The organism is Streptomyces sp. NPDC087310 (assembly GCF_044744405.1).
GTDB lineage: Bacteria > Actinomycetota > Actinomycetes > Streptomycetales > Streptomycetaceae > Streptomyces.
The window spans coordinates 77484-98190 of record NZ_JBIUYF010000013.1; the positions used below are offsets into that span (position 1 = coordinate 77484).

22 protein-coding genes are annotated in these 20707 nt (G+C 69.8%); 11 read left to right on the forward strand and 11 right to left on the reverse strand.

The features are described 5' to 3' along the window. Positions 1-29 precede the first annotated feature (29 nt). The 5 genes from ACIO3P_RS36920 to ACIO3P_RS36940 form a co-directional block, all read right to left on the reverse strand. On the reverse strand, positions 30-839 hold the full coding sequence (locus ACIO3P_RS36920; RefSeq protein WP_401850248.1) for a hypothetical protein: 810 nt from the start codon (positions 837-839) through the stop codon (positions 30-32). 18 nt (positions 840-857) lie between these two features. Then, positions 858-1415, reverse strand: coding sequence for a nucleoside-diphosphate kinase (locus tag ACIO3P_RS36925; RefSeq protein WP_401850249.1), 558 nt, complete (start codon positions 1413-1415; stop codon positions 858-860). Beyond that, positions 1412-2383, reverse strand: coding sequence for a thymidylate synthase (locus tag ACIO3P_RS36930; RefSeq protein ID WP_401850251.1), 972 nt, complete (start codon positions 2381-2383; stop codon positions 1412-1414). The genes ACIO3P_RS36925 and ACIO3P_RS36930 overlap by 4 nt, the downstream gene beginning before the upstream one ends. 304 nt (positions 2384-2687) lie before the next feature. Beyond that, a complete protein-coding gene (locus ACIO3P_RS36935) occupies positions 2688-2891 on the reverse strand; it encodes a hypothetical protein (RefSeq protein WP_401850253.1) in 204 nt (67 codons plus the stop codon). Then, positions 2888-3334, reverse strand: a complete 447-nt coding sequence (locus ACIO3P_RS36940) for an ATP-binding protein (protein WP_329826220.1) — start codon at positions 3332-3334, stop codon at positions 2888-2890. Before ACIO3P_RS36940 ends, ACIO3P_RS36935 begins: the two co-directional genes overlap by 4 nt. 233 nt (positions 3335-3567) lie before the next feature. On the opposite strand from ACIO3P_RS36940, the gene ACIO3P_RS36945 reads away from it, so the two are divergent. Both ACIO3P_RS36945 and ACIO3P_RS36950 read left to right on the forward strand, forming a co-directional pair. Then, entirely contained in the window at positions 3568-4845 is a 1278-nt protein-coding gene (locus ACIO3P_RS36945) for an XRE family transcriptional regulator (protein ID WP_401850254.1), read from the forward strand. Continuing rightward, on the forward strand, positions 4842-5381 hold the full coding sequence (locus ACIO3P_RS36950; RefSeq protein WP_401850825.1) for a GNAT family N-acetyltransferase: 540 nt from the start codon (positions 4842-4844) through the stop codon (positions 5379-5381). The genes ACIO3P_RS36945 and ACIO3P_RS36950 overlap by 4 nt, the downstream gene beginning before the upstream one ends. 144 nt (positions 5382-5525) lie before the next feature. On the opposite strand, the gene ACIO3P_RS36955 is transcribed toward ACIO3P_RS36950, so the two are convergent. Beyond that, positions 5526-5960, reverse strand: a complete 435-nt coding sequence (locus ACIO3P_RS36955; RefSeq protein ID WP_401850256.1) for a pyridoxamine 5'-phosphate oxidase family protein — start codon at positions 5958-5960, stop codon at positions 5526-5528. A gap of 186 nt (positions 5961-6146) precedes the next feature. On the opposite strand from ACIO3P_RS36955, the gene ACIO3P_RS36960 reads away from it, so the two are divergent. Next, a complete protein-coding gene (locus tag ACIO3P_RS36960) occupies positions 6147-7088 on the forward strand; it encodes a hypothetical protein (RefSeq protein WP_401850257.1) in 942 nt (313 codons plus the stop codon). A gap of 103 nt (positions 7089-7191) precedes the next feature. Here ACIO3P_RS36960 and ACIO3P_RS36965 read toward each other — a convergent pair whose 3' ends face one another. The 3 genes from ACIO3P_RS36965 to ACIO3P_RS36975 form a co-directional block, all read right to left on the reverse strand. Further along, entirely contained in the window at positions 7192-7653 is a 462-nt protein-coding gene (locus ACIO3P_RS36965; RefSeq protein ID WP_329826216.1) for a cupin domain-containing protein, read from the reverse strand. Between the two features lie 8 nt (positions 7654-7661). Further along, positions 7662-8621 carry a helix-turn-helix domain-containing protein gene (locus tag ACIO3P_RS36970; protein WP_401850259.1) on the reverse strand — a complete coding sequence of 320 codons (960 nt, stop codon included), beginning with the start codon at positions 8619-8621 and terminating at the stop codon, positions 7662-7664. Positions 8622-8777: 156 nt separating this feature from the next. Then, the gene (locus ACIO3P_RS36975) at positions 8778-9869 is read right to left on the reverse strand and encodes an amidohydrolase family protein (RefSeq protein ID WP_329826214.1); all 1092 of its coding nucleotides are present in this window, start codon (positions 9867-9869) and stop codon (positions 8778-8780) included. Between the two features lie 82 nt (positions 9870-9951). Here ACIO3P_RS36975 and ACIO3P_RS36980 point away from each other — a divergent pair, with 82 nt between their 5' ends. From ACIO3P_RS36980 to thpD, 5 genes are all read left to right on the forward strand, one after another. Further along, complete coding sequence (locus ACIO3P_RS36980) at positions 9952-11067, forward strand: pyridoxal-phosphate-dependent aminotransferase family protein (RefSeq protein WP_401850261.1); 1116 nt, start codon at positions 9952-9954, stop codon at positions 11065-11067. A 371-nt stretch (positions 11068-11438) separates the two neighbouring features. Then, positions 11439-11978: a diaminobutyrate acetyltransferase gene (gene ectA, locus ACIO3P_RS36985; protein WP_329826212.1), complete on the forward strand. Its 540-nt coding sequence runs from the start codon at positions 11439-11441 to the stop codon at positions 11976-11978. A gap of 157 nt (positions 11979-12135) precedes the next feature. Then, a complete protein-coding gene (gene ectB, locus ACIO3P_RS36990) occupies positions 12136-13404 on the forward strand; it encodes a diaminobutyrate--2-oxoglutarate transaminase (RefSeq protein ID WP_329826211.1) in 1269 nt (422 codons plus the stop codon). A gap of 150 nt (positions 13405-13554) precedes the next feature. Next, on the forward strand, positions 13555-13953 hold the full coding sequence (locus ACIO3P_RS36995; RefSeq protein ID WP_329826210.1) for an ectoine synthase: 399 nt from the start codon (positions 13555-13557) through the stop codon (positions 13951-13953). A 2-nt stretch (positions 13954-13955) separates the two neighbouring features. Beyond that, positions 13956-14858 (forward strand): ectoine hydroxylase, encoded by a 903-nt coding sequence (thpD, locus tag ACIO3P_RS37000; protein WP_329826209.1) that lies wholly within the window; start codon positions 13956-13958, stop codon positions 14856-14858. Between the two features lie 145 nt (positions 14859-15003). On the opposite strand, the gene ACIO3P_RS37005 is transcribed toward thpD, so the two are convergent. Together ACIO3P_RS37005 and ACIO3P_RS37010 are read right to left on the reverse strand one after the other, a co-directional pair. Continuing rightward, entirely contained in the window at positions 15004-16068 is a 1065-nt protein-coding gene (locus ACIO3P_RS37005) for an alkene reductase (protein WP_329826208.1), read from the reverse strand. A 124-nt stretch (positions 16069-16192) separates the two neighbouring features. Further along, entirely contained in the window at positions 16193-17569 is a 1377-nt protein-coding gene (locus ACIO3P_RS37010; RefSeq protein WP_401850263.1) for an aminotransferase class I/II-fold pyridoxal phosphate-dependent enzyme, read from the reverse strand. A gap of 203 nt (positions 17570-17772) precedes the next feature. On the opposite strand from ACIO3P_RS37010, the gene ACIO3P_RS37015 reads away from it, so the two are divergent. From ACIO3P_RS37015 to ACIO3P_RS37025, 3 genes are all read left to right on the forward strand, one after another. Beyond that, a complete protein-coding gene (locus tag ACIO3P_RS37015) occupies positions 17773-18741 on the forward strand; it encodes a hypothetical protein (protein WP_401850265.1) in 969 nt (322 codons plus the stop codon). 141 nt (positions 18742-18882) lie between these two features. After that, a complete protein-coding gene (locus ACIO3P_RS37020) occupies positions 18883-19689 on the forward strand; it encodes a deaminated glutathione amidase (RefSeq protein WP_329826205.1) in 807 nt (268 codons plus the stop codon). 62 nt (positions 19690-19751) lie between these two features. Beyond that, positions 19752-20684, forward strand: coding sequence for an ABC transporter substrate-binding protein (locus tag ACIO3P_RS37025; RefSeq protein ID WP_329826204.1), 933 nt, complete (start codon positions 19752-19754; stop codon positions 20682-20684). The last annotated feature ends 23 nt before the right edge of the window (positions 20685-20707 follow it).

The following is a 20707-nucleotide window of genomic DNA, read 5'->3' on the forward strand; positions in this document are numbered from 1 at the left end:
CCGCAGGAGGTCTTTCGGAACAAGGCTCCTCAGGAGTCGTCCCGCTCGAAGGCGTCGAGTATCCGCTGCTCGGCGGTCCCGGGCATGATCTTGCGCCGGGCCGTCTCCTCGTACGGCATCGTCAGGCCGTGTGCCTCGTAGTACGCGGCGATCTCGTCACGGAAGAACAGGCCGGTGAACACAGTGGCGTGCGCATGCAGGGACAGTTCGCGTGCGCGTGCGATGTCGGAGTCGGAGTCGTTGAGGCCGGGCACGATGGGCCGCCAGTACAGGACAGTCCGGTACCGCTCGGCGTGCTCGTACAGGGTTCGCAGGCTCTCGGCGGCGATGTTGCTGTCCACCGGTTCGACAGCCGGATTCTGGATGTTCGAGTGCGTGACCAGGACGGTCAGGCGCAGCTTCTTGAAGCTGTTGAGGACGGCGCAGTCCTCGGGAGAGACGCGCCATCGGGTGATGATCAGGACGTGGTTGGTCAGGCCGCGGTCGTCGAGCTGTCGCAGGACGTTGAATACGTGGGGCTTGACCACGGGAAGCATCGGGTCGGTGGCCCGGTTCAGGAGCTGAATCGGCGTCTTGTGCGGTCGGAAGTAGGTGTGGCCGACGAGCCGGCGTACGGCTTCCTCGTCGCTCATCAGGCGCCGCGGAACCTTCATCTCGAAGTTGCTGAAGAGGTGCCGTACGCAGTACCCGCAGTCCAGCGGGCAGCCGACGATCCAGTTCAGCGAGAGTCCTGACTTGCGGTACTCGATCACATCCGCAAGCTCAGGCTTCAGGCTGCTGATCTGGTCGGCGAGCATGATCGGCAAGGCTCGGCGGGTGCCGACGGTGGGAGTGTTCATCATGGTCTCCTGTGGAGGTCAGGCTTCAGCGGGACCGCTCTGCACCGGAAGGTCCGTGAGGAGGTCGCGGCGGCCGGCGCCGTACCAGGTGCCGAAGTCGCGGCGGGCCGCTTCCGCGTCGTCGGAGGTGTGCACGAGGTTGCGGACGAGTCGCTTCTCGGCGAGTGCGGCGTTGAGGCTGTCGTTGCCGAGATCGCCTCGGATCGAGCCAGGAGCAGCATGTGTGGGGTCGAAGTGGCCCAATAGGTCGCGCAGCCGGGCGTGCACGCCCGGCTCGGCGTGGGCGAGCGCGACAGTGACCTGTCGCCCGACGTACGCCTCGTCCAGACACGCGGCGATGTCCCGATCGGGGAACCAGTCGGCTTCCACCAACAGGTCCCAGTAGTGCACGTGGACCTGCCAGGGCCGCACGGTGACCTCGCGCCGGTTCGTGACCGTAGCGCCTCTGGCGGCGATCCGTTCCAGTACGGCATCAACCAGTCCGCGTTCGACCGCGTCCGGCTTGCACAGGATGACGGCCCAGCGCCCGAAGTCGATGCCTTCTACGACGGCACCGCTCGGCGGCTTCCGGCTCACTGCTGGTCCCCGGGGGTCGCGCAGGCCGCCCATTTGTGTTCGAGGAGCCAGCGGAGCCCCGGATGCAGGGCATCGAGCACGTCGTGGCTCACCGTCTCGGTCTGGTCGTGCTTGATCTGGCGGTAGACCTCGAACAGCAAGATGGCCTGCTGCCAGTACGCGTCCACATCCAGGCCCGCGATGTCGTCGGCGTTGTACTGGGCCTTGTTCGTGCGCAGCAGTTCCTCGTGTTCGAGGACCCTCGTGATGGTGGCGGGGGTGGTCTCCGCCGACATCGCCGGGAACGGGAAGTGCTGCGGGTGGCGTCGCATGTCCGCTTCGTCCAGCACCCTCTTGACGCGCTCGGCGTTCCGGTCATTGACGTGCGCGGAGCCGATGAAGTGGGTGTACGTGCCCAGCTCCAGGCCGAGCTGCACGGCCGCGTACTCCTGGATCATCGTGAAGCTGAACACATCGGACAGCAGGCCACAGTCCAGGTCGTTGGCCCGCATGTTGCACACCATGTGCAGGTGTCCGCCGCGGGCGAGCAGGTGCAGTCCGGCCAGGCACGCCATGTCGGGGTTGTCACTGACGGCCAACTCGGAGGCGGAGAAGACGGGGAGGTATCCGCGCTTGCTGTCGGTCTCCGTACGGAGCAGTTCCAGGACACGGTCGAACGGCGAGGCGGTGTCGCCGTCGGCGGGGTTGAAGAGGGTGTAACCGTAGGCGGACCCGCCGAGGGTGATCCCATCGCGTGAACTGGACCGCATCGACGGGGCATAGTGGCCGATCATCTCCAGGTCGCGGCGGCCGGCCAGGTACCAGAGCGCCTCGGCGAACTGGAAGACCGGGTTGGCCTTGCGTGTGGCCAGGTAAGGAAGCCTCTGACGGGGGTCGGGCAGTCGGAAGCCGACACCGATCACCTCGCGGGCGTCGTTTCCTCGGGCGGCGATGTGGTGCTCGGCGTTGTTCGAGGCCAGTTGCAGCAAGGTGAGGTATGCGCCTTCAACGCTGCGACAGGTCGGGGCTGTAAGCATCATCTCTCCAGGTCAGCGGGCAGCCGTAGGGCGGCTGATGAACAGGGACCGTGCTCTGTGCTGGAACCGCCTGACAGTCCGGCTGTGACTCCGGACAGCCGGGAGGCCACCGGCAGTCATTCGGCCAGCAGGGCCAGGGCAACAGCCGTCAGCAGTCCGGCGATATCCGCGACCAGCCACCAGACTTCCCAGCCGCACATCAGCGGGTTGTGATTCTCAGGGGCCCGGCGAGGGCACGTACGGCGCCGACAGCCGGTCACCGCTCACCACGGGCGTGTGGAGGGCACTCGACCTCGCAGATCCACAGCCGGAACAACAGCCCCCGATAGCGCACTTCGCCCAGCACACGGCCGGACATCCCCAGATGCCGGGCGCACCGTGCGCAGTCGATGGCCATCTGCTGCCGGGGCCTCAGCCGGGCCAGGTCCGGCAGGGGCGGGAGCACAGGCTCTCCGGTCACTGTCCGGACTCGACAAGGATCTCCGCCCAGACCTCTTTGCCCCATACGCGCCTGCCGCTTCCATGGAGGTCGTAGCCCCAGAGGTCGGCGAGCGCGTCGATGAGGAGCAGGCCGCGGCCGGACTCGTCGTCGGCGTCGGCCGGTCCGAGTACCGGCAGTCGCGAGGGCGCCCGGTCCACCACTCCGATGCGTACCCGTCTCGCGCTCGGCCGCCCGACCATCAGGCAGATCGTGGGGCACGGAGTGTGCCGGGCGGCATTCGCGATCAGCTCCGAGATGATCAGCGCCGCGCGGTCGGCGAGATCGTCGAGGTGCCATACGGCGAGCGCGTCACGGACGAGCCTGCGGCCGGCCTCGGCCGTCTCCGGCTCGCACGGAAACGTCTGGCTGTAGGCGGGGTGGCCGACGGGAGCGGCCTGAACTGGGTTACTGAGACTCGTCATTGTTGGAGCCTTCGTCGTTGTCTCGGCGCCCGGCTCGCCCCCTCGGGGGACTTCAGGGGCGGGCCGGGCCGTCAACAACCGCACACACGTTGTTACGGGCGGCCAGTAACCAGACAACTCCCCTTCGCAGCAGAACAGTTAGGGCGATCAGAGGCTTAGACGGCGGAATGTCCTAGGGTGATTTGACTTCCCATTTACATGACGGACGGAGATCGTGACGCTACGGTGCGGGTATGGAAGCCACGCGTAATGCGGCTCTTGAGGTATGGATGGCCGAGCACGGGCATAGCTCCAACAGCCTGGCCGACGCCGTGAACGGGGCCCTTGAGCGACTTACCGGGCGGGCCGGCGGGCTGGACGGCTCATCGATCCGGTCCTGGAAAGCAGGCCGGGTCAAGTGGCCCAAATCAGCTACCCGCAAGGCCCTTGAGGACGTCACCGGCCTGCCCGCCATCGCTTTAGGGTTCGTTCCACGGGGCCGGACCTCGCTCACACCGGCCCCATCGCAGGAGGACTCCGACATGAAACGCCGTACCCTCGTCGGCGGCATCGCTGCCGCCGCCGCAGCGGCAGCCGCCCCCGGCACATCGCCCCGCCGTATCGGTATGAGCGACGTCGACCGTCTGCGGACGCGCTTCACCGAGGTCATCGCCAGTGACCACCGCCACGGCGGACAACTCGGCATCGAGCAGCGGGCCGCCACGCTTGCCGATGAGGCGCTGAACCTTCAGAACGCGGGCAGTGCCACCCAGCGCGTACGCAGCAGCCTGTACGCGTGTGCGGCGTCGTTCCGTTCCTCGGCGATGTGGGCTGCGATCGACGGCCGCCGCTACGACGACGCGAAGGGGCACATGCGCGAAGCGCAGGCCCTCGCCGAGATGTCCGGCGACCAGGCGATCAAGTTCCGCATCTGGAGTCACACGGGGACGATGTACCGGCACATGGGGCGCCCTGCCGATGCGCTCGCCGCCAACGATGTCGCCCGCAGTCTGCACATCACGCGCCGTGACCCCCTGTTCGCGTCCCTGGGACATGCTCGCCAGGCCGCCACCTACGGCCTCACCGACAACGCCGCAGCCGTGGAGCGCTCCCTCGGCTGCGCCCAGGACGCACTCGAACGCGCCGATCCGGATCTCGCTCGGCCGCTGTGGATGGCTGCGGTCCACATCGGAGCAGAATTTGAAACACTCGCTCTCGCCGCGCACTTCCGCCTCGGAAACTTCGAACAAGCCGAAACGCATGCCCACCGGAGCCTGACACTGCTCCGCCCTCAGATGCGGCGCGACCGCGCCATCAACACCGCCCGGCTCGCCGCCGCCCAGCTCGGGCAAGGCGATGTCGAACTGGCCATCGCCACGGCGATGGAGGTCCCCTCCGACATCGCTACCCAACACGCCCGGGTGACGCGCATGCTGCAGGAGTTCGGAGCCGCACTGCACGCCACCGCGCCGAGCAGCACCGCCGTACGGTCCTGGACCGAACACGCCTCCCCCCGGAGGACCACCGCATAACGGCGGCGTCCGCCATCGAACTGCGCACGTTCACCGCCCTCGCCCCCGTCCTCGGCGATCCCCTCGATGTGTACGCCGACGTGCGCGCCCCGCTGCTCCACCTGCCGAACTATGCGGTCACGGCGTTCGGCGAGCGTCTGGACCGGCACGGGGCCGAACCGGGGTTCATCGCCGTCCTCGGTTACGCGGACGGGCACCCGGTCGGCTACGCGTATGGCAACACGATCGAGCATGGTGACCGGTACTGGCAGCGCACCGCACCGATGCCGGCGGATGAGTACACCGAGCGTCCAACCGTGGCTCTGAAGGAGATCGGTGTACGTACCGCGTGGCGTGGCACGGGGACCGCGCGGCGCATCTTTGACGCCTTCCTCGCCACGCGCGAGGAACCGTACGTCACGCTCATGGTCAACCCGGCCGCCGGTGACGGGAAGGTGCACGCGCTCTACCGTTCGTGGGGGTTCGAAGGCATCGGGCAGAGTCAACCCTCGGCAGCCTCACCACTCCTCACCGTAATGATCCGCGCCGCCCGCTGACGCGCACAGCCACTCAGTCTTCCGTGGCTGTGCCCCTCAACAAGCGCAGGGCGCCCCGCTACGACGTAGGCAAGACGCTCAGACGCCTCAAGATCCTCAAGGCCATCGGCAAGCCAGGCAGATCCTGTTGGGCAGAGAACAAGCTCAGCAAGTGGCCGTATAGCTCAGATCGTGGGCTGTCAGGGACGAGGGGGTCAGCCGCAGCCACACCGTGCCGCGCTGTTGATCGTCATGGAGGTAGCGGACGAAGCGTGAATCCCAGCGGGACTCATCCGTGCCCAGATAACGGACCAACTTGCGGCGCCCACGTGGGACGTCGAAGGGAACGAGTTCGGCACGGCCACGGGCGATGACCTGGCGGACAAGCCCCGTAGTGATGTCACATACATCCACCACCAGAGCGATCCGCGCATCCGCGCGCACCCGGTGAAACAGCTTGGTCCACGGCCCGGTCAGAACCCAGAAGGCGCCCTCCTCCCACAGAAACCACACAGGCCGCACGCTCGGTCCGTCGGTAGCGATGCGCGCGGTGAGCGGCTGATCGAGGAAGGCGTCAATGTCAAAGGGAGGAGGCGTCACGTCTCCATGCTCGTTCCATTGACCACCGCCGAACACCCCGCCCTTCGGCCTGGATGATCAATTCCGTGCTCCCGTCGGCCGCTTCTCACTCCTCCTGAGTGATGACATGGATACGCCCGGCGGTTGACGCCCGTGGGGGCGGTGGTGAATGAGACTTGAACTCCGTTGCTTGAATGGGGAGTTCAAGTGGATCGATGGGATCGGGCCGGGCGGGTCGCGGCGTATGGGGCAGCGCTGGCGCTGACGCCTTACCTGCTGATCAAGGTGTCGTGGGTGGTCGGTTCGCTCTTGGGGCTGCTGCCGGTCGGGACCGGGTTCGGCACAGCGGAGTGGGTGGTACTCAACAGCGCCACGATCGGTATGGCAGGGATCGGGATCGCGGTGGCGCTCGCGCTGGTGCGGCCGTGGGGGATGCGCATACCGGCAGTGCCGTTGGCTTTCTGCGCTTGGGTCGGGACGGGGTTCCTCGTCCCGGTGTTGCCGTACGCCGTTCTCAGTTCGCTGCTGGGCTCGGAGGATGACAGTCCGAAGAGCGGGAGTGACGCGGGCCCGTCGATGCCGGCCTGGGAGGCCGCGCTGGTTCAGATCGGGTTTGTGGGCATGGGGCTGGGTCTGGCCATCGCCCTGCCCGCGTACCTGCGGCGGCGCTGGCCGGACGCGTTCGCGGGGCGGCTCGGGGACGGCGGAGAGGGCTCGCCAAGGGCGCTGCCATGGACGGCCGTGGTCGGCGCCGCAGTCGGTCTTGTCTGGCTGTACTGGGCGGTGGGCGGCACCGCAGGGGTCGCCCACCGCGGCGAGCGGGACCTCCCCTGGTATGTGCTGTCCGGCGTCTTCGGGCTCTGGGCCTTCGTGGCGTCCGCCGCCACCTGCGCTGCCGTCCGAGGCCGGCCCGCACGAGTCCCCCGATGGGGCCCGATGGTGCTCGGCTGGCTCGGCTCGGGCTCGTTGTTCGCCTGGAGCGGCTGGAAGCTTCCGTTCACCCTGTACCTGGCGGTCGCGCGGCCGGCCGATGCGGCCCTGCCGGAAAACCTCGCGCTCGCGGCGGTCCTGCACCTTGCAGCAGTGGGGGCAGGCGCCGCAATGCTGCGAGCGCTCGTTCGTACGCGGCTGGTGTCAGCGAACGCGTAGCCGACCCTCTCCCGCGTGCCCCGCTCGGCAGGGTGAGCGCTTCACTCGAACTCGGCGAGCCGCATCGCCTCCGGGCCGCCGTAGCGGTCGTATTGAAGGCGCTTCACGAGGCGTATTCGTCCGAGATCTCGGTGGCGTAGTTCTTCCAGAGCGGTTGCATGGTCTCGGCGTTGACCGGCTGCCCGGAATCGATCATGGCCTTGAAGTCGCGGAAGTACTGCACATACAGGTCCGGCGTGAAGGTGTTCAGCATGACCGCGTTCTCGTCGCCGACGTTGGCGAACGTGTGCGGCGCCCCGGTCGGCACGATGACCCAGGTGCCCGGCCCGGCGTCGTAGTGGTCCTCGCCGACGGTGAACCGGAAAGTTCCCGCCAGCACGTAGAAGCCCTCGTCATGCTGGGCGTGGCGATGCTGCAACGGGCTCGGGGTGCCCGGCGGGATGGTGACCTCGGCGAACCCCAGCCGGTGGTCGGTGTGCTCGCCGTTCTCCAGGATGCGGATCTGCTGCGCCCCGCTGCCGAGGATCTCGCCCTCACCGGGGCGGACGATGTTTACCTTCGCCACGACTTCTCCTATTGCTCTTGCCTGCCTTGGTCACCACCATCCTTGTCCGGGCCGGCTGTGCGCGTCTTGGTCGTCTGTGCGCGGTTGCTGGTCACCAGTGCACGGGCGTTGTAGCCGTACGTCGCCTTGAAGAGCTTGCTGAAATGGGTGGGATCGGAGAATCCCCACCGGGCGGCCACGGCGGTGACCGTACGTCCGCTTCCGGTCAGCTCGGCCCGGCAGCGCTCCAGGCGGCGACGGCGGATCAGGGCCGCGACGGTGAGCGGCTGGTCCTCGAACAGCTTGTGCAGCCGGCGTACGGAGATGTTGTGGGCGGCGGCGATGCCGGGCGGGGACAGATCGGGATCGGCCAGCCGGGTCTCGATGTAGCCGGCGATCCGGCTCCGCAGCCACTCGTCCGAGGCCGGTTGTTCGTCGCCGAGCCGGGCCTCCAGTGCGACCGCGATCAGCTCGACGACGGCCGCCGCCGACCGCAGCGCCTCCGCCTCGCGGAACTCGGTCGCCGACCACGCCGACTCCCGGGCCAGCACGGAGACGAGAGCGCCCGGGCCGTGGCTGCCGTCGATGCGTACGCCGATGAGCCGGTCGATCTGCGCGGGCCGGATCCGAAGCTCCCGGCGCGGAACCAGGATGGTGACATGCGCCGCGGCGGTGCTCTCGAACCGGAGCGTACGCGTGGGATCGAGCAGTACCAGGTCGGTCGGCCCGAGTTCGGCGTCGCCGCGCCCTTGCTCGATCCGCGTCCGGCCCCGGGTCATCACCTTGACCGCCAGGTTCTCGCCGTCGGAGGCGTCGCGCTCCCGCCCGATGCAGGCGCTCTCGGGCGTGTCCAGGGAGACCAGCCGCAGCGGACCGAGGTCACGGGTGGCGATCCGGCCCCGGAAGCCGGCCCCGGCCAGCTTGTTGACCAGCGGCGGAAACCCGCTGGCGGCCAGCTCGTCCTGGAACGACTCAAGGTTCCCGATCACCGGTCAATGGTAACGGCGACACTCCTGCTCGGGCATGGTGTTCGGCGGGGAGGGGCGGGGGGGTACAGCGGCGCCGGCCCGCATCTGCTCCACCAGGCTCTGGTGCACGCGGTGGACGGCTCGGACCTGACAGATCCTGGTGGGCGGAGGACAAGCTCAGCCGACCACATGCCCGTTCAACACGATCCGCCGCGGCGCCGCCAGCACCCGTACGTCCGCCCGCGGGTCCTCGTCGTACACCACGAGGTCGCCCGGGGCGCCCTCGTCCAGGGCGGGGCGGCCGAGCCATGTGCGGGCGCCCCAGGTTGTCGCGGAGAGGGCTTCCAGGGGTGGGATGCCGGCCTTTGTCAGTTCTTCGACCTCGCCGGCGACCAGGCCGTGGGCGAGGCTGCCGCCCGCGTCCGTGCCGACGAAGACCGGGATGCCCGCGTCGTACGCCGCGCGCACGGTGTCGTAGCGGCGCTCGTACAGCCGGTTCATATGAGCCGACCAGCGGGGGAACTTCTCCTGGCCGCCCGCCGCGAGCGCCGGGAACGTCGCGATGTTGACCAGTGTCGGGACGATCGCCACGCCGCGTTCCGCGAAGAGCGGGACGGTGTCCTCGGTGAGTCCGGTGGCGTGTTCGACGCAGTCGATGCCCGCCTCGACCAGGTCGCGCAGGGCGGCCTCCGCGAAGCAGTGGGCCGTGACGCGCGCGCCCAGTCGGTGGGCCTCGGCGATGGCCGCCTCGGCCTCGGCGCGGGGCCAGCAGGCGGTCAGGTCGCCCGCGTCGCGGTCGATCCAGTCGCCGACGAGCTTGACCCAGCCGTCGCCGCGCCGGGCCTCCCGGGCGACGTAGGAGACCAGGTCGGCGGGTTCGATCTCATGGGCGTAGTTGCGGATGTAACGGCGGGTACGGGCGATGTGGCGGCCCGCCCTGATGATTTTCGGCAGGTCCTCGCGGTCGTCGGTCCAGCGGGTGTCCGCGGGCGACCCGGCGTCCCTGAGCAGCAGGGCGCCCGCGTCGCGGTCGGCGCGCGCCTGCTTCTCGGTGGTCGCCTCGTCCACCGCGCCGTGGTGGTCGAGGCCGACGTGGCAGTGGGCGTCGACGAGTCCGGGGAGCGCCCAGCCGTGGACCGTACGGACGTCACGGGCGCCTGCGGGCCGGTCGAAGGTGATCCTGCCGCCCACCACCCACAGCTCGTCCCTGACCTCCTCGGGGCCCACGAGCACCCGTCCCGTCACCCGCAGCACCGCGCCATCGTTCATGGGCAGCACTGTACGAGGCCGTGAGTACCCTCGACCGCGAGGGATTCCCCCCTCCACCTCCGCCCCCGAAGAGAGCACCGCCGTGACACATCCCCTGCTGGACCTGCCCCCGCTGACCGCCGCGCGCTTCGCCTCCGTGGAGCGCCGGGGGGCCGCCCTCCTCGCCACCGAGAACGATGTCGTGATCACCCAGGGCGAGGCCCTGCTCCCGCTGGAGGGGTGCATCCGCGGTGGCGCGGGGCCCGGCTCCACCGCGCTGAACGTGGTCACGGGGCCGTACGGGCAGACCTTCGGGAACTGGCTGCGGGACTGCGGCGCGACGGTCGTGGACCTGGCGGTGCCGTTCCACACCGCGGTGACCGCCGCCCAGGTCGAGCAGGCGCTCACCGACCGTCCGGAGATCGACTTCGTCTCGCTGGTGCACGCGGAGGCGGCGACCGGCAACACCAATCCGGTGGCCGCGATCGGCGAGGTGGTGCGGGCGCACGGCGCGCTCTTCATGCTGGACGCCGTCGCCTCGGTGGCCGCCGAGCCGCTGCTGACCGACGCCTGGGGCGTGGACCTGTGTGTGATCGGCGCGCAGAAGGCGATGGGCGGGCCGGCCGGGGTCTCGGCGGTCGCGGTGAGCCCGCGCGCCTGGGAACGCCTCGCCGCCAATCCGCGGGCGCCCCGGCGCTCGTACCTCTCGCTGCTCGACTGGAAGGAGCGCTGGATCGACGCGGGCCGTACGGCGCTGCCGCACGCCCCCGCCCAGTTGGAGATGCTGGCGCTGGAGGCGTGCCTGGAGCGGATCGAGGCGTCGGGCCTGGCGGCGGTGACCGGGCGGCACGCCGCCGCCGCTGCCGCCACGCGGGCGGGCGCGCTGGCGCTCGGAGGCGGCCTGGCGCCGTTCGTCCACGAGGCGGCGGAGGCCGCGCCGGTCGCCACGACGCTCCGTACCCCCGCCGGGGTGGACGCCACCGAGCTGGTCGCGAAGGCGCTGGCCGCCGATCCGTCGCTGCCGCTGATCGCGGGTGGTGGGGCGCTGGCCGCGGAGATGGTCCGGGTGAACCACTACGGGGCCGACGCGACGCCCGAGGCGGTGCGCTCCTCGCTCGCGGCGCTGGGGGCCGTGCTGGCGGGCGCCGGGGCCGCGGTGGACCCGGCGGGCGCCGTGCTGGCGGCCGACGAGGCGTGGGCCGCCACCCGTACGGAGTAGTCCGCATCCCCTACGGGACACGCGGACACGTCCGGGAATTAAGGTCATCTCAAAAAGGCGATGAATTAATGAATACGGGAAGCTGCGTTATTTCGCGCAGCTTCCCGTATTCTTCTGCCCGCTTTTCTTTGGCCTAAACGCCCGGGTTCCGGAGGGGTCCCGGATGCGATTCCAGCCGGTCTCGCGAGCGTTACGGACATGTGACCGACCCCACAAAGACGACCGATTTGCCCATATATTTCGGGACATAATACACCCAACTTCGGCAGGTTCGCCACTGCGTCCGCGCCCGCGCGATAACACAGAACCAGATATCTCCCAACCCCTGCCGAAGATGCATCTTCCTCATTTGCTCGGTAAATTTAATTCCCATGACCGCCGCACAAGCAGACCTTGCAGGCGCCCGAAGCGAATTCAACCGACCCCTGACGATCGACGCACCACGAGTGGAGGACGGGGCCGCGATCTGGCGCATCGCCCGCGACTCCGAGGTCCTGGACCTCAACTCCTCGTACAGCTACCTGCTCTGGTGTCGTGACTTCGCCGCGACCTCCCTCGTCGCCCGCGACGACGGAGGAGCCCCGATCGCCTTCGTCACGGGGTACGTCCGGCCCGAGCGCCCCGAGGCGCTGGTCGTCTGGCAGGTGGCCGTCGACGCGAGCCACCGCGGACGCGGGCTCGCCGGCACCCTGCTCGACGAGCTGACCGTCCGGGTCGCCAAGGAACTGGGCATCACGGCCATAGAGACGACCGTGACCCCGGACAACACCGCCTCGGACCGTCTGTTCACCGCGTACGCGGCCCGCCACGGTGCGGAGCTGGAGCGCGAGGTCCTCTTCGACGGCGGGCTGTTCCCCGACGGGGTGCACCAGCCCGAGGTGCTGTACCGCATCGGACCGCTCGCCCCCTGAGCGCGCCCGGCCCCCTGCTCCGTACGCGCGCACGCCGCGCACATTCCGTACGCACGACGGCGCCCGAGCAGGCAGGTCTTCGTACAACACACCCGGCGTACGCGACGCGCACGCCTCCCGAGCTTCCTTAACGCACTCCCATCGGCTGGAGATCCCCATGACCATCACCCCGCCCGCACTGAGCGTCTTCGAAACCCTCGAATCCGAGGTACGCAGCTACTGCCGCGGCTGGCCCGCCGTGTTCGACCGCGCGCAGGGCGCCCGTCTGACCGACGAGGACGGCCATGGCTACCTGGACTTCTTCGCCGGTGCCGGCTCACTCAACTACGGTCACAACAACCCGGTACTGAAACGGGCGCTGATCGACTACATCGAGCGTGACGGCATCACCCACGGCCTCGACATGGCGACGACCGCGAAACGCGCCTTCCTGGAGTCCTTCCAGAACGTGGTGCTCCGGCCGCGCGACCTCCCGTACAAGGTGATGTTCCCCGGCCCGACCGGCACCAACGCGGTCGAGGCCGCCCTCAAGCTGGCCCGCAAGGTGAAGGGCCGGGAGTCGATCGTCTCCTTCACCAACGCCTTCCACGGCATGTCGCTGGGGTCGCTGGCCGTCACCGGCAACGCGTTCAAGCGCGCCGGCGCCGGTATCCCGCTGGTGCACGGCACCCCGATGCCGTTCGACCACTACCTGGACGGGCAGACGCCCGACTTCCTCTGGTTCGAGCGGCTGCTGGAGGACCAGGGATCCGGCCTGAACAAGCCCGCCGCGGTGATCGTCGAGACGATCCAGGGCGAGGGCGGCATCAATGTCGCGCGCCCCGAGTGGCTGCGCGCGCTGGCCGACCTCTGCCACCGCCAGGACATGCTGCTGATCGTCGACGACATCCAGATGGGCTGCGGCCGTACCGGCGCCTTCTTCTCCTTCGAGGAGGCGGGCATCACTCCGGACATCGTCACGCTGTCGAAGTCCATCAGCGGGTACGGGCTCCCCATGTCGCTCTGCCTCTTCAACCCCGAGCTGGACGTCTGGGAGCCCGGCGAGCACAACGGCACCTTCCGGGGCAACAACCCGGCCTTCGTCACCGCCGCCGCCGCGCTGAACACCTACTGGGCCGACGGACAGATGGAGAAGCAGACCATCGCCCGCGGTGAGCAGGTCGAGCGCGCGCTGAACGCGATCCGCGCCGAGTCCACCGGCGACGTACCCGACATCCGCGGCCGCGGTCTGGTCTGGGGCGTCGAGTTCGCCGACAAGACCCGCGCCTCCGCGGTCTGCGCCCGCGCCTTCGAGCTGGGGCTGCTGCTGGAGACGTCGGGCCCGCAGAGCGAGGTCGTGAAGCTGCTGCCGCCGCTCACCATCACGGCCGACGAGCTGGACGAGGGGCTGCGGACGGTGGCCCGCGCGGTCCGCGACACCTCCTGACCGCTCGCCCACAGCTCGCCCCGGAAAACCTCGGAGCCTCCGTAAACCTCAGAGCCCCCGTCCGTTCCGGCGGCCCGCACGGGCCGCCGGAACGGACGGACCGGAAACAAGCAGAGAGCACGACTGTCGAGAGAAAGGCGTCAACGCACCGTGATCGTTCGATCGTTCAAGGACATCGAGAACACCGACCGGCATGTGAGGTCGGCCTCCGGCACCTGGGAGAGCAAGCGCATCGTGCTCGCCAAGGAGAAGGTCGGTTTCTCGCTGCACGAGACCGTCCTGTACGCGGGTACGGAGACGTCGATGTGGTACGCCAACCACATCGAGGCCGTCCTGTGTGTGGAGGGCGAGGCCGAACTCACCGACGAGGAGACCAAGGAGACCCACTGGATCTCCCCCGGCACGATGTATCTGCTCGACGGGCACGAGCGCCACACGCTCCGGCCGAAGACGGACTTCCGCTGCGTCTGCGTCTTCAACCCCCCCGTGACCGGGCGGGAGGACCATGACGAGAACGGCGTCTACCCACTGCTGACCGAGGAGGGCTGACCATGGCCACCACCACTCCCGTGCACACGACCGACCTGTACCCGACGCGCGGTCTCGGCGAGGTGACCACCCCGCGGCAGGACCCCGTCGTGTGGTCCGCGCCCGACGCGCCGGGTCCGGTCTCGCCGACCGACCTCGCGGGGTTCGAACGGGACGGTTTCCTCCCCGTCGACCAGCTCATCGGCCCGGACGAGGTGGCGCTCTACCGCGCCGAACTGGAACGGCTGATCACCGACCCGGAGGTACGTGCGGACGAGCGCTCGATCATAGAGCCCAAGTCCCAGGACGTACGGTCCGTCTTCGAGATCCACCGCATCAGTGAGATCTTCGCCGGACTCGTGCGCGACGAGCGGGTGGTGGGCCGTGCGCGGCAGATCCTCGGTTCCGACGTCTACGTCCACCAGTCCCGGATCAACGTCAAGCCCGGCTTCGGCGCCTCCGGCTTCTACTGGCACTCGGACTTCGAGACGTGGCACGCGGAGGACGGGCTCGCGAACATGCGGACCGTCTCCGTGTCGATCGCGCTGACCGAGAACTACGACACCAACGGCGGCCTGATGATCATGCCCGGGTCGCACCGGACCTTCCTGGGCTGCGCGGGCGAGACGCCGAAGGACAACTACCGGCAGTCGCTGAAGATGCAGGGCGCCGGTACGCCCTCCAACGAGGCGCTGACCTCTCTCGCCGACCAGCACGGCATCCGGCTCTTCACGGGCAAGGCCGGCTCCGCGACCTGGTTCGACTGCAACTGCATGCACGGCTCGGGCGACAACATCACGCCGTACCCGCGCAGCAATGTCTTCATCGTGTTCAACAGCGTGGAGAACGCCGCTGTCGAGCCGTTCGCGGCGCCGGTCCGGCGTCCGGAGTTCATCGGGGCGCGGGACTTCACCCCGGTGCGCTGACACCTGCGGCATCCGCGGAGGCGAGGGGTGCGGGACCAGCCGTCATGACTGGTCCCGTGCCCCTCGCCTCCGTTTCGTTCCGCGGCGCCCGCGCCTCGTCCCGTGGTGCCCGCGCCGGCCGTTCCGTGGTGCCCGCGCCGAAAGGTCAGCTCTCCAGGGCCGGGTAGTCGATGTATCCGTGGTCGTCGCCGCCGAAGAAGGTCGACGGGTCGGGGGTGTTGTACGGGCCGCCGGCCTTCAGCCGCGCCGGCAGGTCGGGGTTGGCGAGGAAGAGCCGCCCGAAGGTGATCAGGTCGGCCGTCCCGTCCTCGATCGCCTTCAGCGCCTCGGCGTCGGTGCCGGTCTCGGTCCTGGCGGTCAGGACGAGCGTCCCCGAGTAGATCTTGCGCACGGTCCGGGCGAATTCGCGGGTGTTCTCGATCAGGCTGAGGTAGCCGAGGCCCAGCGGCTCCAGTTCCTGGACGAGCGCGGTGTACGTCGGCTCCGGGTCGGGCTCCTCGGTGCCCAGCAGCCCGATGGCCGGCGAGATCCGGATCCCGGTGCGCGCCGCCCCGATCTCGGCCGCGACGGCGCGGGTCACCTCGACGGCGAAGCGGATACGGCCCTCGACGGAACCGCCCCACTCGTCGGTGCGCAGATTGGTGTTGGGGGCGAGGAACTGGTGGATCAGATAGCCGTTGGCGCCGTGCAGTTCGACCCCGTCGAAGCCCGCCTCGATCGCGTTGCGGGCGGCGGAGACGAAGTCGGCGACGGTCGCCCGTATCTCGTCGGAGGTCAGTTCGCGCGGGGTGACGTAGTCCTTGGGGCCGCCGTGCAGATAGACCTGGCCGGGCGCGGCGACGGGCGAGACACCGACCGGCACCAGGCCGTCGGGGAGCAGGTCAGGGTGGCCGATCCGGCCGCCGTGCATGAGCTGGGCGAAGATCCGGCCGCCCGCGGCGTGCACGGCGTCGGTGACCTTCCGCCAGGCGTCGATCTGCTCCTGGCTGTGCAGCCCCGGGGTGTCCGGGTAGCCCTGGCCGATGACGGAGGGCTGGATCGCCTCGGTGATCAGCAGCCCGGCGGAGGCGCGCTGCGAGTAGTACTCCACCGTCGACGCGGTGGGGGAGTTACCCGGGCCGAAGGCGCGGCTGCGGGTCATCGGGGCCATCGCGACGCGGTTGGCGAGCTGCGTACCCGAGAGGTCGATCGGGTCGAAAGCGGTGGTCATGAAATCTCCTGGCGATGGGACATCGGGAACCGAAGCGGGGAACGCCGGCGCACAGTTGGCGCCCTGTGGCCGGCCAGGTAATCAACCCCGATGCGCCCCCGCTCATTCCTCGCTCCGGTATTCCTCAGTCCAGTCGGCCGGCCGACGCCGACGCGGCGAGGGCGATCAGCTCGGCCGTCCCGTCGAGCGCCGCCTCGTCGTCCGTGAGCCTGCTGGTGGCGATCCGTACATGGGGCAGGGAGTACGCGACGCAGAAGCGGCTGCCGGGTGAGACGGTGACGCCTCGCGCCGCCAGGGTGACCAGCGCGGACGCCTCGTCGGCCACGGGCACCCAGAGCATCAGCCCGTCCCGGTTCGCGGTGGGCACACCGCGCCGGGCGAGGCGCCCCGCGAGCCCTTCGCGCCGCAGGTCGTAGCGGTGGGCGGCGGCCTGTACACGCCGGGTCGCCGCGTCGTCGGTGAGGAGATGGGCGAGGGCGTCCTGGAGGATCCGGCTGGTCCACCCCGTACCGAACGTCCGCAGCACCCGCGCCCGTTCGACCACCTCCCGGGGCCCGCCGATCACCGCGATGCGCAGGTCGGGGCCGTACGCCTTGGAGTACGAGCGCACCAGGACCGTACGGCCCGGCAGGTGGATGCCGATGCTGGCCACCGGGTCGGCGGCGAGCGGTCCGATGCCGTCGTCCTCCAGCACCGTGACGTTCGGGGCGGTCTCCAGCACCTTCGCGAGCGCCGCCGCGCGCTCCTCGCCGACCGTCCAGCCGCACGGCGCCTGCGCCCTCGACTGGTGGAGGAAGACCGCGGGCCGCCGCTCCAGCGCCTGGGCGAGGGAGCCGGGCAGCGGTCCCTCGGCGTCGCAGGCAACGGGCACGATCTGCGCGTCCAGCGCCTCCAGGATGTCCAGCAGCCGCGCCGCCGTCGGGTCCTCCACGGCGACCCGGTCCCCCGGCACGATCAGCGCCTGGCAGAGCAGTTGCACCCCCTCGTAACCGCCGCCCACCGCGGTCCACGCCGCCGCCTCGAAGGGCCAGGAGTCCCGTACGGCGTCCAGCAGACCTGCGGTGATGGCCGTACGCGCGTAGTCGTTGAGCTGCGGGCTGCGCGCCCCGGCGAGCAGGGCGTCCGCCAGTTCCGGCAGCAGCGCGGGGTCGGGGGCGGCGACCGCGAGGTCCAGGGTGAGGTGGCTGCCGAGATCGCCGACCCGTTCGTAACGGGCCGGGTGCGGGACGCTCGGCGGTCCGCTGACCACGCTGCCGCGCCGGCCCAGCGTCGTGATCATCCGGTGTCTGCGCAGGACCGCCCATGCCTCCGCGACGGTGCCGGGGCTGACCCCCAGTTCGACGGCGAGGCCGCGCACGGTCGGCAGGGCGCTGCCCGGGGCCAGTTCACCGGAGCGTATGAGGTCGGTCATGGCCGCCGCGATCCCCCGCGCGCTGGGGTCGGAGATGCGTCCGGCCAGTCCGGCCGCGCCCTGCGGCCCCGCCGCCCATGCCCTGTCCACCGTTTCGTTCTCCCGCCTCGCCGACACGCTGCCGACACGCTCCGTAGATTACGGCACGGAAAATTTATGTTCGGACACAAACTACATCTTGTTTGCCCCCTCGCTGAACAATAGTGTTCCAGCCATCGCACGGCCGAATACTGCTTGTTCGGCTTGATTGTGAACCATGCACCAAGTGCACCAAAAGGCAAGGAGCGTCCGCTGTGTCATCTCCCGTGATCCATCTGGGACTGCGTGACTGGGACCATCTCGTACCGCTGGCCTCCGGTCTGGTGGACGTGGCGGGGTTCACGGTCCGGGTCGACTCGCGGGACGTCACCCCCGACGTGCTCACCGAGCCGGGACTCGACGGCGGCGAGACCTCGTTCAGCCGTTATGTGCAGGCGCGGGCGGCGGGTGACGACCGGCTGGTGGGGCTGCCCGCGTTCATCATGCGGGGGTTCCGCCACCGCTGTGTCCTGGTACGGGCGGACAGCCCGGTCCGTACCCTCGCCCAGCTCGCCGGGGCCCGGATCGGGCTCACCGGCTGGCCCGACTCCGGCAACACCTGGACCCGCGCCCTGCTGCGCGGCGCGGGCGTGGATCTGACGGGGGTGGAGTGGCGGGTGGGGCCGCTGACCGCCGGGGAGTCCGGAAAGGACCGGCTGGGCGGGGGACCCCTCCCGTCGAACGTCTCCGTCCTGGCCGAGGGCGACTCGCTGGAGGAGGAACTGGCCGCGGGCCGACTGGACGCGGTCCTCACCCCGTTCATGCCGGCGGAACTCTTCACCTCCGCCAGCCGCTTCCGGCATCTCCTCGACGACCATCCGGCCGCGGAGCGCGCGTACTGGGAGACCACCGGATTCGTCCCCGGGATCCATCTGGTCACGCTCAAGAAGGAGACGGTCGAGGCCCACCCCACGCTGCCTGCCGCGCTGCTCGCCGCACTGGAGCGGTCCAAGCTCCGCTGGGTCGCGCGGCGCCGGCTGCTCACCGACACCACGCCCTGGCTGCTGCGTGAACTGACCGAGTCGGCACGGGTGTTCGGCGACGACTGGATGCCGTACGGGACCGATCCCAACGCCGAGATGACCCGGGCCTTCTGCGAGGAGCTGTACGCGCAGGGGATATGGCCGGAGCCGATCGACCCCCGGGTGGTCTTCCCCGACCCGGCGCTCGCCACCGCCCGCTGAGTCCGCGCGGTCCCGCCGGTCCGCGGTCCCGCCGGTCCGCGGTCCCACCGATTCCGCGGACCTCTCGATCCGCGGACCCGCCGGCCGCAGCCCGCCGGCCACCGACCGACAGACCCTCTGATCCACCCCGGAGCCCACACCATGCGTATCGCCGTCGGACAGTTCGCCGCCACCCCCGACTGGAAGGACAACCTCGCCGCCTGCCAGGAGCTCACCGCCGAGGCGGAACGGGGCGGCGCGGATCTGCTCGTACTCCCCGAAGGGGTTCTGGCCCGCTTCACCGAGGACCGTCACCGCATCCGTGAGGTCGCCCAGCCGCTGGACGGACCGTTCGTCACCGAGCTGCGCGCGGCCACCGCGGGGGGCCGTACCACCGTCGTCGTCGGCATCCACGAACCGTCCGACGACGGCCGCGTGTTCAACACGCTCGTGGCGCTGCGCGACGGGGAGCTGATCGCCCGCTACCGCAAGATCCACCTGTACGACGCCTTCGGCGACCAGGAGTCCGCCCATGTACGCCCGGCGGACGAGCCGCCGGTGATCGTCGAGGTCGCGGGCACCAAGGTCGGCCTGATGACCTGCTACGACGTGCGCTTCCCCGAGCTGGCCCGGCTGCTCGTGGACGCCGGCGCCGAGGTGCTCGCCCTGCCCGCCGCCTGGGTGCGCGGCCCGGCCAAGGAGCGGCACTGGGAGGTCATGACCGCGGCGCGCGCCCTGGAGAACACCTGCTGGGTCGCGGCGAGCGGGGAGTGCGGTCCCCGCAACATCGGCAACAGCCTGATCGTGGACCCCCTCGGCACCGTACGCTCCCGGCTCGCCGCGGTCCGCGGCCTGGCCTGGGCCGAGGCCGACCCCGACATGACGGCGGCGGCCCGTCGCACGCTGCCCGTCCTGGCCAACCGGCGCTTCGCCGTCGACCCCACCGTCCTTCCCCTCGGAGCGCACTGATGCGAGTGATGAGATCCCCGAAACGCCCAACGAGCCCGAAAACCCCCAGGAGTCGCCAGGGCGTGGCCGTGCTGGCCACCACCGCCCTCTCCTGTTGTCTGGTCCTCACTGGCTGCGGCGCCAACCCGCCCCAGGCCGAAGGCGCCACCGACACCACCACCGGAACCACGGCCGAGGCCGCCGGGTCCCGGCTCGCCGAGGACAAGGCGCTGCACGCGCTGCTGCCGGAGAAGAACCGTACGTCCGGCACGCTGGTCTCCGTCAACAACGGCTCCTTCCCGCCGTACGAGATAGCCGGTTCGGACGGTCACAGCCTCACCGGTGCCTCCGCCGACCTCGCCACCTCGCTCGAACAGCTCCTCGGGGTGAAGATCGAGCACGTCACGGCCGACGGTCTGCCCAGCGAGCTGACCGGTATCAAGGCGGGCCGCTACGACCTCGCGATCGGCCCCATCGGTGACTTCAAGGAGCGCCAGGGCTCCAACGACTTCGTCGACTGGGTGAAGGAGTTCGTCGTGTTCGCGGTGCCCAAGGGGAACCCGCGCTCCCTCGACACCCTCGACGACACCTGCGGCCGGCGGATCGCGGTCATGGGCGGCGGCTCGGCGGAAGGCGTGATCAGGACGCAGTCCGAGAAGTGCGTCAAGGACGGCAAGGCCGCCGTGAAGGTCCAGTCCTACAAGGACCAGCCCGGCTCCATCCTGGCCGTGCGCTCCGGCCGCGCCGACGCGTTCTTCTCCTCGCAGGCGCCGCTCACGTACTTCGTGTCGCAGGCCAAGGGCGACCTCGAACTGACCGGCACCGGTCAGGCCAACGGGTTCAGCGACCTGTACCAGGGTGCCGTCGTCGCCAAGGACTCGCCACTGCGCGACGTGCTCCTGAAGGCGATCCGGAAGCTGATCGACAACGGCACCTACGGACAGATCATGAAGAAGTGGGGTCTGTCCGCCAACCAGATCGACAAGCCCGGCGTCAACCTCGGCGGCGCCGCCTGAACACCGTGAGGAGGTGGGCCGAC